Genomic DNA, 13788 nt, shown 5'->3' with positions numbered 1-13788 from the left:
CCCACGAGGGGTCGAGGGCGTGACTATAGTGCGACATCCCCCTCTCGGCGCGCACCTCTCGCGCGCATAGGAAGGAGAGAACGGTGCCGCCTGCAGCCGCCGCCCATGCGAGCCCGGACTCTTCGGTGCGTCGCCGGCAGTGGGGCGCCGAACGCCGGTCGGAACCGATGCCGATCGTCCACGCCGTGCCCAGCGTCGCGAAGCTGACGTGGGGGCGGATCGCGATCACGACCACGGTGCTGTTCTGGCTCGCCTACCTCGTCTCGTCCGTCATCCGCCACTTCCTCAACGACGCCGGCGGCTTCCGGTTCACGATGGAGGCGCTCTCCTACCTGACCGTGGTCACCCTGCTCTCGTTCTCGGCCCTGATGTACCTCGTTGCCCGGCAGGGGGCGTTGACGCGGTTCCGGACGCACCAACGGGTCCCCCGCGAGCTGCTCGACCAGCACTTCACCGGAACGGGAGCGCCGCTCACGGTGTTGGTGCCCTCGTACGCGGAAGAGCCCGACATCGTCCGGCTCACGCTGTGGAGCGCGGCGCTGCAGGAGTACCCGGACCTGCGGGTGGTCCTGCTGCTGGACGACCCGCCGACCCCCACCGACCGGGTGACCCGAGCGCGCCTGGAGGCCACCCGCGCCGTGACCGGGCAGATCGAAGAGGCCCTCGCCGCGCCGCGCGCCCGCGCCGAGGCGGCCTACCGGCGCGCCCGAGCCGACGCGACCACGACGCCCGTCGCGTCGCCGGACGCGTTGGTGTCGCTCGCCGCGGAGTACCGCGCAGCGGCCGAGTGGATCGAGGACATGGCCGAACGGGAGGTCGTCGCGGACCACGTCGCCGAGTTCTTCGTCGACCAGGTGCTCATGGGCCTGGCCAGCGAGCTGCGGCTGTCCCTCCTCGCGATCGAGGCAGCCGTCGACCAGCGGGGACAGATGCCCTCGGAGCGGCTCTGCCAGCTGCACCACCGGCTCGTGCGCATCTTCAGCGCCCGACTGGGCAGCTTCGAGCGCAAGCGGTTCGCGTCGCTCTCCCAGGAGGCCAACAAGGCGATGAACATCAACGCCTACCTGGGGCTGATGGGCGCCACCTGGCGACCCACCCCGTCCGCCGAGGGCACCGTCCTGCGGCGGGTGCCCGCGGGCCAGGCCGCCGAGGAGGGTGACCTCGACGTGCCGGCCAGCGAGTACGTGCTCACCCTGGACGCCGACTCCCAGCTGCTGCGGGACTACTGCCTGCGCCTGGTCTACTTCCTCGAGCAGCCGGAGAACGCCGACGTCGCCATCACCCAGACGCCCTACTCCTCCTACCGGGGCGCGCCGACCCGAGTCGAGCGGATCGCCGGCGCCACGACCGACATCCAGCACATCCTGCACCAGGGGATGTCCTACCACGGCGCGACCTTCTGGGTCGGCGCCAACGCGGTGATCCGACGGCGCGCGCTGGAGGACATCGTCGAGGTGGAGACGGTCGGTGGCTTCGAGATCCGGACCTACATCCAGGACCGCACGGTGATCGAGGACACCGAGTCGAGCATCGACATCGCCGCTGCCGGGTGGCGCCTGGTGAACTACCCGGAGCGGCTGAGCTACAGCGCCACACCACCGGACTTCGGCTCCCTCGTCGTGCAGCGGCGCCGCTGGGCCAACGGTGGACTCCTGATCCTGCCCAAGTACTGGCGTCAACGGCGCCGGCGGTCCACCGAGCACCGACAGGGGCGCCGTAGCCAGTTCTGGCTGCGCGTCAACTACATGGCCTCGATCGCCTGGGCCTCCTTCGCCCTCCTTCTCCTGCTGTTCTACCCCTACGACGGGCGCCTGCTCTCCCCCCTGGTCGTCGGGGCCGCCCTGCCGTACTTCATCTGCATGGCCAGCGACCTGAAGCTGTGTGGCCACCGGCGGATGGACGTCTTCCGGATCTACGGGTTCAACCTGGTCCTGCTGCCGGTCAACCTCGCCGGCGTGCTGAAGTCGATCCAGCAGGCCTTCACGGGACAGAAGATCCCCTTCGCCCGGACCCCGAAGGTCCGCAACCGTACGGCCGCCCCGGGCCTGCACGTGCTGGTCCCATACCTCATCGTCGTCTACTCGCTGGTCACCGCATGGCGCAGCTCCCTGCACGGCAACTGGGGCAACCTGGCCTTCGCGCTGTTCAACGCCGTGCTCGCGGCGATGGCGATCCAGGCCTACATCGGCATCCGCAACTCCGTCGTCGACATGACCATGGGCGTGGTCAACTGGCTGTTCGTGCCACGGGCCGCCCCCGCGCTCACACCGACCGCGGACACCGGCCCACGACCGGTGGACTGGCAGGCCATCCTCTACCACGGTGACCGGCGGCTGGGCAGGGACCTGCGCGGCAGGGGCGACCGGCGGCGCCGGGTCACCCATACCCGCCTGGCGCGGAGTCGCCGGTGGCTGCCCAGCCGGCGCTCCCGGTCGACCTGACCCTGCCGCAGCGTCGGCGCCGAGGCTGCGGCCTCGGCTCAAGATCACCCCCCCGAGGGCGACGTTCTGCCCTCGGGATCGGTGTTGGGACGATGGTGACGCGTGAGCGAGTGAGGACCTCGTGGCCGATGTAGCGACGTCTTCCGTTCGCCGGACCCACAACGCGCATCTACGGCACAGTAGGGCAATGCCCTACGGTCCCCGCAACGAGAGCACGACGCGTGAATGGTTGCTCGTTGTCGCCGCTGGACTCACCGTCATGCTCGTCGACGAGGAGAGCGGGCAAGGACCGACGGTCGGGACATCGCTCGTGCTCGCCGGGCTAGCGGGCCTTGGCTGGAAGCACGGAAGGACGCGCTAGCTTTTCGCAGGCAGTCCCGAGCCGCAGACCGCCAGCCGTCTGCCCAGGGTGCTTCGGGCTGCTCCCTTGCCCACCGCACCGTACCTGCCAGGGCCCGGCCGGCGTCTCGTCCGCAGCCACTCAGCTCACTGCGGTGCCAAGCGGGCGTGCCCGGGTTGCCCAGGCTGGCCACACGAGGACATTCGCCGGTGGCGGTTGGCAAGGCTGGGGACGCGGGGCGTACCCCGTGGCCCCAGCCTCGTCGCGGTCTTGCGTCAGCACTTCTTGTGGTTGGAGTTCACCACGCGGCTGACGTTGCCGGACCACACCCAGCCGACGGTGTTGTCCGAGGCGTCGCGCACGAAGTACCAGAGGTTGCCGTACTTGTTGAACTTCGAGCACTGGATGTAGGCCTTGCCGCTGTGGCCAGGCAGGGTGGCGCACTCGCCGGCCGGTCCGCGGTGGTAGGGACCGCTGGTGTAGAGATAGCCGGGGTCGACGTTGGGCCCGTACTGCGTGCAGTCGATCGCCTGTGCGCTCGTCGAGACCCCTACCACGGAGGTCGCGGCGACGGCAGACACGGCCAACAGCCGCGCGAGGGCAGACTTCTTTGTCATGACATGTTCCTTCCCCTGATCCAGTCCACGGACTGGCCCCACTGTCGGCGGGCGCCGACCTGGGCAGACTAGAGGGATGCTCGCCCGCCGGCAACAGGAAGGACCACCCCTAGACGCTGCCTGAGGGCCGCAGCAGTGCCAGCGCCCCCGGACTACCAAGACTGCGGTGGTGTTTCAGAGGTACGTGGAGAAGGTCCCCGGTAGCCGTCCACACATCCCTGTCCCCGTGGGTGCGCCGCTGGCGAACTTTGCCGCCGTCGCCCGCGATCTGCCCGTGTTCGCACTGAGTCCCGCCCCGACACAGCGTCAGGCGCGGCTTGGCCCCGGCTAGCGCTGCGGCTTTCCCACCGGCGACCACGTAGCCCGTGGATGTTCACGTGGACGTCGATCCTGGAGGTGTTCGATGTTTCGCATGTGCGACAGCCTCCAGCGGGCGCGGATGCTGCACGGTCTCGCCTGTCTAGGGTGCACTAGACTAAGGAGTGAGGACCGGGAAGGCCTCGTTGCGATGATGGACACCTACTCGGCGCGTGTGCAGCGCGAAGGCAGCCTGTGGCTGATCCGTGTTCCCGAGGTCGACCGGGAGGCCCAGGCTCGCACCCTGCGGGAGGTCGAGGCGATGGCACGGGACCTGGTCGCAGTTGTGCGCGAGGTTGACCCGGCATCGTTCGACCTCGTCGTCGAACTCGACCTGCCTGGGGAGGTCCAAGACCACCTGCACGAAGCGAAGCGCCTGCGCGCCTCAGCTGCGGAGGCGATCTCGGCGGCGGCTCGTGAGTCCCGGGCTGCGGCCCGTTCCCTTGCGTCGCGCAACATCCCGCTCCGGGACATCAGGCTCGCGCTCGGCTCTCATCAACGCGCTGCTCAGCTGCTAAACGACGAGCAACCCAGCGCTCGGTGAGCCCGCAAGCCCGGTGGTGACGCGGTGAGGTCACTTCGCTACTCGATCAACGTTACTCTCGACGGCTGTTGTCACCACGAGGCTGGGCTACTTCCGGACGAGGAGTCGATGGCCTACTGGACCACCCAGCTCGCGCGGGCCGACGCCCTGATTCTCGGGCGGGTGACTTATCAGATGATGGAGTCGGTGTGGCGGCGCCCGGCCGACGGGGGGTGGCCCGACTGGATGGCCGACTGGCAGGTGCCCTTCGCCGAGACCATCGACCGAGCAGAGAAGATCGTCGTCTCCCGCACCCTCAGTTCGCCCGACTGGAACGCCCGGTTGCTCGAAAGCGATGTTGGCCAGGCAATCCAGCGCCTCAAGGAAGAATCCGACGGCAGCCTGTGGGTCGGTGGCGTGACGCTCCCCACGACGTTGGCAGACCTGAGGCTGATAGACGAGTTCGAGTTCCTGGTGCACCCCGTCGTGGTCGGACACGGTCCGTCGCTGCTCGCCGGCCTGCGTGAACGCATCCAGCTGGAGCTCGTGGCCCGGCGAGCGTTCCGTTCCGGTGTCGTTGCGATGCGATTCCGACCCCGATAGTGGCATCGCCACCGGCGTTTCCGCGTCGACCTTCGGTGGTGAGGGCGAGCCCGAAGCCTGTCAGTGGCTGCAACTCGTCGTTGGTCGTCATCTCGGCCCCTTCAGCGTGTACACGGTGCCATCTCACCCACACTTCTCTCGCCCAGGCCGTGAACGCGTCGTCGCGCGTGTAGCCGGTGAGTGCGCGAGCGCCGAGCGTGCAGAGAGCACCGCCGGCTTGTTGTGCGTGGGAGGGACGCTGCAGGGGGAGTCCCGTTGCGCAAGACATTGGCGAGCCTGTTGCACCTCGCATCCTGTCCGGTAGTGGTCGATCGCCAAGTGGAGACCGGCCAGGGCGAATTCAGATAGAGATGTCTTGGCGGGGGCCTCGGGTGCTGGGCTACCTAGGCATCGACGGCTCCTTGATGCAGGAAGTCCGCGTGTTCCCTGCCCATGGTGTTGGCGGCCATCTTGAGGTACGCGGCACGGCACGTCAGGCTCGAGGCAGACGGCCGAGTCACCGTGGCGTTCGGTTCTTGTGCGTCGGCGAAGCCGCAGGGGGCCTCGCCCGACCCAGCGGCCGACTCCACGGTCGAGCTGGACGGGATGTCGAGCAGCCGAGCCGGATGTGGTCGTCGAGCTCATCAGGCGACCTGGCTAGCCACCGCTGCGTTGCACGGGACGCTGCCGTTGGCGGAGGAGCTGCACGAGGCCGGACTCTTGGAAGTGCATCCCGGTATGGCGCCCTCTTGCTGTTGGGAAGAGCCGACCGTGGCCAGAGGAGCACTGGCTGAGCTTGACCGACAACGAGCCTCGGCCGAGACGTGACCAACACAGGGGTCGCGGTGGTGGCGAGCAGGCGCGCGGACGTTGCCGGCGAGGCCTCAGACGACACGGCGTCCCCTCGTCCGGAGGGGGCGCCGAGTAATGCGACGTGCAGAAATGGCCGAACGGGGGACCCGCAGGATCGATGACGACTGCCTGGTGAGCACACATGTGGGCGGTCAGCAACGATGGGTGCAGCCGACTGAAGGAGGCCAGACGTGAACGGCGGCGAGCCGCTTGACCACCCATCGGTGCAGAAGTACCCAGACAGCCCGACAGTGGAGGTCCGGGTCGGCGGCATCCTGTATCGAGTGCCGACCCAGAGAGGCCCCGACGAGGCCGTCCCGGTCCCGGTTCGTGACTTGGCGCAGGCCATGGCCGCGGTCGCGCAGTTCGCGGCCCTGCTGGAGCTGGCGATGGTTGACGACGAGCAGGCTACCTGGGGCGGCCGGGCGGTCACTCGGGGCACTTCAGAGGGCGCCCCCACGACGCGACCCGAGCTTGTCTTGAGCCTTCAGCGATTGAGTCGGCGGTTGCGCGCCGCGTTGCCGTACTGGTGAGCGGCGGCTGTGGAGCGTCCCGCGAGCCAGCGGTCGTGGTCAGCCCAGGCAGTTAGTACTCCGGGTCCTCAGCGAGATGCGGTTGGAGCCAGGCGGCAAGGGGGGAGGCATCCCCTCCCGTGTGGGTGAGGGCGGTGCGGCAGACACCAGGGAACTCGTCACGGGCACTGGCCCGCACGTGGGGGGCGATGCTCAGCGTACCGACGTCCGTCCGGAGCGCGTGCTGCCAGTAGAGGCGGGCGAAGCGGGGCGGCACCGGGCCGAAGAGTGTCGCGAGGTTGGGCGGCCGGACGTCCTGGTCGCGTTCGCGCAGTGCCCGGAAGCCGTTTCGAATGGCATCGATGGTCTGTCGCATCAAGACGGGGTCCTCCGCGAGCCGGACTGGGTCACCCCCGGCACGGAGGACGCCGGCGCCGAGGGAGGCGACGAGCACGGCGTGGGTCGCCAGCCAGTCGCTCATCCGCGGCTCGGTCACCACCGGCAACCGCGTCCGCCTCAGCAGGGTGGCCATCTCCTGGCCATGGACGGCGTGGGCGTCGACGGTGGTGGGCTGCTGCTTCACGGGCGTCCAGTGGACGACTCCGTCGGGTCCGCGCCGGCCCCCCAAGCCGGGGAAGGCTCGCACGAGGCGACCAGCGCCGACTCTGGCCGACAGTTCCGCGGCACCACCGGTGAGGTGCATCAGGGTCACAACGACGGGAGCCGTGGCGCTATCGGCCAGCGCGGCCGCTTCCCGAAGCTGGTGAGCGCGCACGGCGAGGATGAGGACGTCTACCGGCGGCAATGCAGCCGCGTCGGCCACCGGCACCCTCACGCTGCCCGAGGAAAGGGCAGGCCGCGCGCACTCGAGCCGAATTCCCGTCCCGAGCTCGGGCAGTCGTTCCCCGCGAGCGATGAGAGTCACGTTGACTCCTGCCTGGTGCAGCAGGCCGGCGTAAACCTGCCCTACAACGCCGGCACCGACGACCCCCACCCGGGTCATCGGATGGTCTGGGCACGCAATGCGCCCCGGCCCAGATGTGACATGTGGGCCGCAAGGGAACGATCCTGAGCCGAAGGTAAGGAATGGGTCAAGGAACTTCCCCTACTTGGTCAAGTGATTGGGCAGACTGACGCCAACGCACCGCCCCCGCCCGATGCAGGGGAAGGCGGGGGCGGGCGTTGTGGCGAGGCCGACACTCCTACCTGAGGTGTCGGCCTCGCCACGTTCCTGGGCGGCCACTTCCAGCGTACGGCCCCGCCACCCGGGACCGGTCGTCACTGTCGCGTGTCTCGCACGACCGGTTCCCGGAGACCGGGAGCCGCCGCTCTACCGGGCCGCGTGGCGGGGCACGAAGCGCCGTCGGCGGAGCTGGGACGCCCCGACGAAGAGCACACCGGCGGCGAGGAGCGCCGCGGCCACCGAGAGCTCCATCCCGAGGTCGGACCCGGTGTAGGCCAGGCTCGCCGGCCCGGCATCGGCCACCGCACCCGCCGCACACAGGACGGTGAAGGTGCTGGAGTCGCTGGCGGTGCCCGCGTCGTTCTCCGCGGTGACCGTCACCGTGTGCTCACCACAGGCCAACGCGGTGGTCGGCGTGTAGGTGAAGTTGCCGTCGCCGTCGGTGTCGACCTCGACGGGGTCGCCACCGTCGATGACGACCGTCACCGTCGAGTTCGGCTGGTTCGAGGTACCGGTGACCGGTGGGGTCGGGTCATCCGTGCTCGACCCGTCCTCGGGGTCGGTGATCTCGACCGTCGGCTCCTCGTCCGCGGCGACGACGGTGAAGGTGACGCTGTCGCTGGCGCTCCCCGCGTCGTTCTCCGCGGTGACCGTCACCGTGTGCGGGCCCTCGGCCAGCGGCGTCGTCGGCGTGTAGGTGAAGTTGCCGTCGCCGTCGGTGTCGACCTCGACGGGGTCGCCACCGTCGATGACGAGCGTCACCGTCGAGTTCGGCTGGTTCGAGGTACCGGTGATCGGCGGGGTCGGGTCATCCGTGCTCGACCCGTCCTCGGGTGAGGTGATGTCCACCGTCGGCTCCACGTCCGCGGCGACGACCGTGAAGGTCGTGCTGTCGGTCGCCGTGTCCCCGGCCCCGTCGGTGACCGACGCCTCCACGGTGTGCGGGCCTTCGGTCAGCGGCGTCGTCGGCGTGTAGGTGAAGTTGCCGTCGCCGTCGGTGTCGACCTCGACGGGGTCGCCACCGTCGATGACGAGCGTCACCGTCGAGTTCGGCTGGTTCGACGTGCCGGTGATCGGCGGGGTCGGGTCATCCGTGCTCGACCCGTCGGCCGGGGTGACGATGTCGACGGCCGGCGCGAGCCGGCCACACTCCACCCCACCGACCGGGGCGGTCGCCTCGGCGTGCAGCGGGAGCAGGTCCACGCTCACCGTGCCCGTTCCGCCGAGCAGGGTGATGTCGGCGGTCAGCGCGACCGCGTCACCACTGGCGCTCGTCCCGTCCGCGGCGACGCTGCGGTTGGCCAGCTCGCTCGCCGAGTTCAGGTGGAGGACGACCGACCCGACACCGGGCACGTCGAGCGGCACGTCGGCCCCGGCGTCCAGGGTCACCGTGGTCCCGCCGACCGTCGCGGTCGCCTCGGCCGGGGTGAAGACGACGTCCGAGCCGTCGGCGGTGCCCGTCGCGGTCGCGGTGAGCGTCGGCGCACTGAGCACGTCGATCGTCAGGAGACCGTCGAGCAGAGCGGGGTCGGTGAGCTCGCCGGTCGTGGTGGCCACCACGGCACGGGTGTCGAAGGTCGGGTCGGTCTGCTCGAGGCTCGTCGTGCCGGTGACCGAGGAGACACCCGTCGTGAGGACCGAGGTGCCGAGCAGGTCCAGGGAGGCCCCTGCCGTCTCCGTGCTCGCCTGGGAGATGGGCGTGCCGTCGTCGACACAGGCCTCCGCGCCGGCCCAGGTGGCGGTGTCGGTGTAGGTGATCACGCCGGTGTTCAGACCGAGCGCCGAGGCCTCGAGCAGCGAGCCGCTGTCGGAGCCCGAGGGCGGCGCCGTCGTCGTGTTGCTGTCGACGTCGACCGTCGCGAAGCCGCCCACCTGTGCGCCGAGGTTGGCCGAGGTGGCGCTCGCCGCGGGGTCGGCCTCGCTGTCCACGCTGGCATCGGAGTGCACCAGGTCCACGGCCGCGAGCTCACCGCCGGCCAGCGTGCTCTCGACGGTGAGGACGTCGCCGGACGCCGTCGCCGTGTAGGTGGCCGGCAACGGGGCGGCAGACGCCACCCCGGGCAGGAGGACGAAAGGCGCGGCAGCGACCACCGCTACCGCGCCCACGGCCACCGGGCGACCCCGACGCCGTGACATGAGGAATCTGAACATTACCGCCCCTTCGCTGAACACAGTGCGTGGTGCAGGCCCCTGCCCACGGCCTCAGCGCGCTGATCTGCAGCAACGCCGACGTCGCCGTGACCGGTCTACAACGTAAACCCGATATTGGAGTTCCGCAGTCAATTGCTCGATCTTTCTTCGACAACCGCGGTCGGGCGGCGGTTTGCTGGTGTCCGGGTGATGATGTCGGCGACGTAGCCGTGTGTCGGGATCCTGAAGCGTCACTGGCTCAGGGCCAGGTCGAGGCGGTCCAGGAGCGCCTCGAGGGCGACCTCGAAGTCGCGCTCGGTGTGGTCCTCGGACAGCAGCGCCCGGGTGCGGGTGATCAGGGGGTAGTCGGTGACGTCGAGGCTCTGGTCGTGGGGCTCGAGGTCGGCGTCGCCCTCGTCGAGCGGCTGCTCCACCGGCCCGGTGGTGGCGCCGGCGGCGGCGACCTCGAGCAGGAGGTGGCCGAGGAGGAAGCTGGTGAAGGCGCGGTAGGTCTCGACGGCCTGGGTGTCGCTGAAGCCGCGGTCGGTCAGTCCGCGCAGGAAGTCCTCGACGACGCGCAGGCTGCGCAGGGGTGGGCGCAGCCAGGGGGCGGCCGGGTGGCGGGTGGCCACGAGCGGGAAGATCCGCGGGTGGTCGATGGCGATCTGGCGGACCGAGCGTGCCAGCCACTGCAGGAGGCCCTGCCATCCCTCGGTGGGGCCGAGGCGGCCGTCGGGGTCGACCTGGATCTGGTCCACGAGCGCGGCGACGATGCCCTCGAGGAGGTCTTCACGGCCGTTGACGTGTCGGTAGAGGGCCATCGCGTCGACCCCGAGCCGGGCCCCGAGCGATCGCATCGTCAGCCGTTCCAGGCCGTGCTCGTCGATCATCGCGATGGCCTCCTGCACGATGAGCTCCCGGCCGAGGGGCCGGGCGGGGGTCGCGGCCTGCTCCGGGGTGGGGGTGTGCTCGCTCGTCATGGCAGTCCTCGCGGTCGGGGCTCGGGTGCGCCGGTGCGCCCGGCCTGGGCCCATTGTCGTCCCTGCCCGCGCCGGTCCGCGTCACCCCCGCCCGCACCCGGGTGGCGCCGAACGCCGCGGTCCACGACTCGCATCGGGCCGGAGATGTGGTCTACGTTGTAGATGCATCCCTGTCTACGCTGTAGACACATGTGGTCTACGGTGTAGACACAGGTCAGGGCCTCGGCCCGGGAGACGCCCGGGCGGCCATCGCAGATGTGCCCGCACGGGCGCGCCGAACCACGGAGGTTTTCCGCTCATGGACGATGCACTGCAGAACGGGTTGACCACGGTCGCCGAGTTCGTGCCCAGGCTGGTGTTGTTCCTTGTGGTGCTGGTGGTGGGGTTCGTCGTGGCGCGGGTGGTGGCGAAGGTCGTGGCCGGGGTGTTGGAGCGGGTGGGTTTCGACCGGGCGATCGAGCGGGGTGGGGTGGGTCGGGTGATGGCCGGGTCGGAGTACGACCCGTCGGACATCCTGGCCAAGCTGGTGTACTACTTCGTGCTGCTGTTCACCCTGCAGCTGGCGTTCTCGGCGTTCGGGCCGAACCCGGTTAGTGACCTGTTGACCCGGATCATCGCGTTCCTGCCGGCGGTGTTCGTCGCGATCGTGATCGTCGTGGTGGCTGCGGCGGTCGCGGCGGCGCTCAGGACGTTGGTCGAGGGGAGCCTGGGTGGGCTCTCCTACGGGCGGGTGTTGGCGAACGTGGCGGCGGTGTTCGTCATCGGGCTGGGGCTGGTGGCGGCGTTGAACCAGGTGGGGATCGCCACGACGGTCACGACGCCGGTGTTGGTCGCGGTGTTGGCCACGGTGGGTGGGGTCGTGGTCGTCGGGGTCGGTGGGGGGCTGGTCAAGCCGATGCAGTCGCGGTGGGAGTCCTACCTGACGCGGGCCGAGCAGGAGGCGCCGAAGGTCAAGGAGCACCTCGAGGACGCTCCGGGTGTGGCCGAGCAGGCCCGCCACGCGGCGGGCGAGGCCAAGGCCCGCTACGAGAGCGACTCGTCCACGACGACCGTCCTCGAGCCGGGGCAGCAGACCACGTCCGGTGGGTCCGGTCCCGCCCGCTGAGGCCCGGGGCCACCGCCCACGGCACGCCCGAGACAAGGAGTGAACGCATGGCCAGACTGACCGTCCTCGCGGCGGCGGCCGCCGGGTACGTCCTCGGCGCACGCGCCGGACGCGAACGCTACGACGACATCAGCTCGGTGGCCCGCCGGCTGTGGCAGCACCCGCGGGTGCAGGAGGGCAGTGCCCAGGCCCAGCGGACCGCCACCCGGCTGAGCCGCGCCGCCGGCCGGGCGGCGAGCCGGAAGGCGAGCGAGATCGCCCACGGCGGGGAGGACCCCACGGTGGACGGCGCCTCGTCGGGCACCTCCGCCTCGCGCTCGGCGGGGGGCTCCGCCGATGAGTGAGGGTCGGCCGCCCACGAGCGCCCCGGTGGAGTCCGCGTCCACCGGCCAGCTCGTCGCCCGGATGAGCTCGGACCTCTCGGACCTGGTCCGCTCCGAGATCCAGCTGGCCAAGGCCGAGCTGCAGGAGTCGGTGCGGCATGCCGGGGTCGGCGCCGGGCTGTTCGGCACCGCGGGCCTGATCGCCCTGTACGGCGTGGGAGCGCTCGTCGCGACCGCGGTGCTCGCGCTCTCCCTCGTGCTCGACGCGTGGCTCGCCGCGCTCGTCGTCGCCGCGGCGCTCTTCGTCGCCGCGGGGGTGGCGGCGGTCATCGGGCGACGCCAGGTCGGCCGGGCCTCGCCGCCGGTGCAGCGGACGGTGGAGAACGTCAAGGCCGACGTCGACGCCGTCCGGCATCCGGCGACGGCCACCGACGAGACCGGCCCCGACCCGACGGGAGGCCCCCGATGAGCACCACCCCGCCCGAGCCGACTCCCCGGCCCGAGGAGAGCACCGACCCGGAGCGGATCGAGGAGCACATCGCGGCCACCCGCGAGGACCTCGCCGCCACCATCGACGCGCTCGAGGCCAAGGTCGACGTCGTGGGCCGTGCGTCCGACCGGGCCCGGGCCCTGCGCGCGGCAGCCACCGACGAGGTCGGGCGGCCGCGCACGGCGGTCCTCGCCGCCGCCGCGGTCGTCGTCGTCGGTCTCGTCGCAGCGGCCGTGGTCCTCGGCCGTCGCCGATGAGCCGGGAGGACCCCCCGGAGACCGCTGCGGCGACCCCGGAGGGGGAGTCCGCGCGCAAGCCGGACTCCCCGGCCCAGATCACCCGGCCGTCGTGGCGCTACGTCGCGCGCACCACGGCGCGGGAGTTCTCCCGCGACCGCTGCACCGACCTCGCCGCCGCCCTGACGTACTACGCCGTGCTGTCGGTCTTCCCGGCCGCCATCGCGCTGCTCTCCCTCGTCGGGCTCGTCGGGCAGGGCAGGAGCACCGTGCGCACGCTCGTCGGGATCCTTGAGGACGTCGGGGCGGGGTCGGTCGCCTCGACCCTGGAGCCCACGCTGACCTCCCTGAGCCAAGCCCCGCGTGCGGGGTTCGCGCTCGTCGCGGGCCTGCTCGCCGCGCTGTGGTCGGCGTCGGGCTACGTCACCTCCTTCGGGCGGGCCATGAACGACATCTACGAGGTCGGGGAGGGGCGCCCGTTCTGGAAGCTGCGGCCCCAGATGCTCCTGCTCACCCTGGTCGTCATCGTCCTGGCGGCTCTCGTCGCCGCGGGCCTCGTCCTCACCGGGCCGGCCGCCCAGGCCGTCGGCGACGCGGTGGGCCTGGGCTCGACCGCCGTGCTGCTCTGGGGGATCCTCAAGTGGCCGGTGCTGCTCCTCGCGGTGGTCGTCATCGTCGCCCTCCTCTACTACGCCACCCCCAACGTGAGGCAGCCACGCCTGCGCTGGGTCAGTGTCGGCGCGGTCTTCGCCATCGTCGTGTGGGTGCTGGCCTCGGCCGCCTTCGGGTTCTACGTGGCCAACTTCGCCAGCTACGAGAAGACCTACGGCTCGCTCGCGGGGGCGATCGTCTTCCTGCTCTGGCTGTGGATCACCAACCTGGCCCTGCTCTTCGGCGCCGAGCTGGACGCCGAGCTCGAGCGCGGACGGGAGCTGCAGGCGGGCATCCCGGCCGAGGAGAGCGTCCAGCTGCCGACCCGGGACGACCGCACCCTGCGCACGGCCCGACGCAAGCGTGCCGAGGACGTCGAGCGCGGCCGCCGGCTGCGCCGCAGCGCGGGCGAGAGCGAGTCCCCGTCCGATGAGTGAGCCGGGTCCGGCGGTGCCGGGCCCCGACG

13 protein-coding genes are annotated in these 13788 nt (G+C 70.8%); 9 read left to right on the top strand and 4 right to left on the bottom strand.

Annotated elements, in window-relative coordinates; translation table 11 throughout:
* Positions 1-167: 167 nt before the first annotated feature.
* Positions 168-2441 (top strand): glycosyltransferase family 2 protein, encoded by a 2274-nt coding sequence (locus G8D98_RS14325; RefSeq protein ID WP_166104830.1) that lies wholly within the window; start codon positions 168-170, stop codon positions 2439-2441.
* 615 nt (positions 2442-3056) lie between these two features.
* Here G8D98_RS14325 and G8D98_RS14320 read toward each other — a convergent pair.
* Entirely contained in the window at positions 3057-3398 is a 342-nt protein-coding gene (locus G8D98_RS14320; protein WP_166104828.1) for a hypothetical protein, read from the bottom strand.
* 508 nt (positions 3399-3906) lie between these two features.
* Here G8D98_RS14320 and G8D98_RS14315 point away from each other — a divergent pair.
* The 3 genes from G8D98_RS14315 (at position 3907) to G8D98_RS14305 (ending at position 6245) form a co-directional block, all read left to right on the top strand.
* Complete coding sequence (locus tag G8D98_RS14315; RefSeq protein ID WP_166104825.1) at positions 3907-4299, top strand: hypothetical protein; 393 nt, start codon at positions 3907-3909, stop codon at positions 4297-4299.
* Positions 4300-4323: 24 nt separating this feature from the next.
* Positions 4324-4881, top strand: a complete 558-nt coding sequence (locus G8D98_RS14310) for a dihydrofolate reductase family protein (protein WP_166104823.1) — start codon at positions 4324-4326, stop codon at positions 4879-4881.
* A 1022-nt stretch (positions 4882-5903) separates the two neighbouring features.
* Positions 5904-6245, top strand: coding sequence for a hypothetical protein (locus G8D98_RS14305; protein ID WP_166104820.1), 342 nt, complete (start codon positions 5904-5906; stop codon positions 6243-6245).
* A 52-nt stretch (positions 6246-6297) separates the two neighbouring features.
* On the opposite strand, the gene G8D98_RS14300 is transcribed toward G8D98_RS14305, so the two are convergent.
* From G8D98_RS14300 to G8D98_RS14290, 3 genes are all read right to left on the bottom strand, one after another.
* Positions 6298-7227, bottom strand: coding sequence for a ketopantoate reductase family protein (locus G8D98_RS14300; protein ID WP_166104818.1), 930 nt, complete (start codon positions 7225-7227; stop codon positions 6298-6300).
* A gap of 327 nt (positions 7228-7554) precedes the next feature.
* Positions 7555-9462, bottom strand: coding sequence for an Ig-like domain-containing protein (locus tag G8D98_RS14295; RefSeq protein WP_166104815.1), 1908 nt, complete (start codon positions 9460-9462; stop codon positions 7555-7557).
* A gap of 326 nt (positions 9463-9788) precedes the next feature.
* A complete protein-coding gene (locus tag G8D98_RS14290; RefSeq protein WP_166104812.1) occupies positions 9789-10517 on the bottom strand; it encodes a TetR/AcrR family transcriptional regulator in 729 nt (242 codons plus the stop codon).
* A gap of 298 nt (positions 10518-10815) precedes the next feature.
* On the opposite strand from G8D98_RS14290, the gene G8D98_RS14285 reads away from it, so the two are divergent.
* Genes G8D98_RS14285 through G8D98_RS14265 form a run of 5 tightly spaced genes read left to right on the top strand, consistent with a single transcriptional unit; the run spans position 10816 to position 13759 of the window.
* Positions 10816-11622: a mechanosensitive ion channel family protein gene (locus tag G8D98_RS14285; protein ID WP_166104810.1), complete on the top strand. Its 807-nt coding sequence runs from the start codon at positions 10816-10818 to the stop codon at positions 11620-11622.
* A 47-nt stretch (positions 11623-11669) separates the two neighbouring features.
* Complete coding sequence (locus G8D98_RS14280) at positions 11670-11966, top strand: hypothetical protein (RefSeq protein ID WP_166104807.1); 297 nt, start codon at positions 11670-11672, stop codon at positions 11964-11966.
* Positions 11959-12414: a phage holin family protein gene (locus tag G8D98_RS14275; protein ID WP_166104804.1), complete on the top strand. Its 456-nt coding sequence runs from the start codon at positions 11959-11961 to the stop codon at positions 12412-12414. The genes G8D98_RS14280 and G8D98_RS14275 overlap by 8 nt, the downstream gene beginning before the upstream one ends.
* Positions 12411-12692, top strand: a complete 282-nt coding sequence (locus tag G8D98_RS14270) for a DUF3618 domain-containing protein (RefSeq protein WP_166104802.1) — start codon at positions 12411-12413, stop codon at positions 12690-12692. The genes G8D98_RS14275 and G8D98_RS14270 overlap by 4 nt, the downstream gene beginning before the upstream one ends.
* The gene (locus tag G8D98_RS14265) at positions 12689-13759 is read left to right on the top strand and encodes a YihY/virulence factor BrkB family protein (RefSeq protein ID WP_166104799.1); all 1071 of its coding nucleotides are present in this window, start codon (positions 12689-12691) and stop codon (positions 13757-13759) included. The genes G8D98_RS14270 and G8D98_RS14265 overlap by 4 nt, the downstream gene beginning before the upstream one ends.
* Positions 13760-13788 lie beyond the last annotated feature (29 nt).

The organism is Phycicoccus endophyticus (assembly GCF_011326735.1).
GTDB lineage: Bacteria > Actinomycetota > Actinomycetes > Actinomycetales > Dermatophilaceae > Phycicoccus > Phycicoccus endophyticus.
The sequence above is the reverse complement of the archived record's forward strand: the minus strand, read 5'-3'. Positions and strand labels throughout refer to the sequence as shown.

Excerpts from the sequence above, each read along its gene's own strand:
- G8D98_RS14325 (WP_166104830.1), top strand. The coding sequence starts at position 168 with ATGCCGATCGTCCACGCCGTGCCCAGCGTCGCGAAGCTGACGTGGGGG.
- G8D98_RS14290 (WP_166104812.1), bottom strand. The coding sequence starts at position 10,517 with ATGACGAGCGAGCACACCCCCACCCCGGAGCAGGCCGCGACCCCCGCC.
- G8D98_RS14300 (WP_166104818.1), bottom strand. The coding sequence starts at position 7,227 with ATGACCCGGGTGGGGGTCGTCGGTGCCGGCGTTGTAGGGCAGGTTTAC.
- G8D98_RS14285 (WP_166104810.1), top strand. The coding sequence starts at position 10,816 with ATGGACGATGCACTGCAGAACGGGTTGACCACGGTCGCCGAGTTCGTG.
- G8D98_RS14265 (WP_166104799.1), top strand. The coding sequence starts at position 12,689 with ATGAGCCGGGAGGACCCCCCGGAGACCGCTGCGGCGACCCCGGAGGGG.
- G8D98_RS14315 (WP_166104825.1), top strand. The coding sequence starts at position 3,907 with ATGATGGACACCTACTCGGCGCGTGTGCAGCGCGAAGGCAGCCTGTGG.
- G8D98_RS14275 (WP_166104804.1), top strand. The coding sequence starts at position 11,959 with ATGAGTGAGGGTCGGCCGCCCACGAGCGCCCCGGTGGAGTCCGCGTCC.
- G8D98_RS14270 (WP_166104802.1), top strand. The coding sequence starts at position 12,411 with ATGAGCACCACCCCGCCCGAGCCGACTCCCCGGCCCGAGGAGAGCACC.
- G8D98_RS14320 (WP_166104828.1), bottom strand. The coding sequence starts at position 3,398 with ATGACAAAGAAGTCTGCCCTCGCGCGGCTGTTGGCCGTGTCTGCCGTC.
- G8D98_RS14280 (WP_166104807.1), top strand. The coding sequence starts at position 11,670 with ATGGCCAGACTGACCGTCCTCGCGGCGGCGGCCGCCGGGTACGTCCTC.